Below are 333 nucleotides of genomic sequence, written 5' to 3' on the forward strand. Positions count from 1 at the left end.
CGGCCCGAGGCCATCAGCTCGGCCACCGTGCGCCCGTCGCGGGCGCCCTCCAGGAGGTGGGACGTGATCAGCGCGATCGCCTCCGGATGGTTGAGGCGGACCCCGCGCGCCCTCCGCTTCTCGGCCACGTCGGCGGCCACGTGGATGAGCAGTCTCTCCTGCTCGTGCGGTGTCAGTTGCACGTGTATCACCAAGCTTCCGGGACAAGATCAACTGTGGGCGGGGCGACCCTAACGGCCTTCAACACTCTGTTGACCTGCGCTTATCCGAACCAAGCGAGTCTTGCCCCATACGGGGAAAGGCTTTCCGCCCCGACCACCAGCGCTTTACCGG

General features: G+C 66.7%; 1 protein-coding gene (running past one end of the window). It reads right to left on the bottom strand.

From position 1 onward, the window contains the following. Positions 1 to 182: the 5' portion of an urease subunit gamma gene (locus ACFWVD_RS28870; RefSeq protein ID WP_379248088.1), read on the bottom strand. Its footprint begins 85 nt before the window's first position; 182 of the gene's 267 nt are visible here — the first part of the coding sequence; the start codon lies at positions 180 to 182; the stop codon falls past the left edge of the window. Between the last annotated feature and the right edge of the window lie 151 nt (positions 183 to 333).

It is taken from the genome of Nocardia sp. NPDC058666, assembly GCF_042714895.1.
Lineage (GTDB): Bacteria > Actinomycetota > Actinomycetes > Mycobacteriales > Mycobacteriaceae > Nocardia.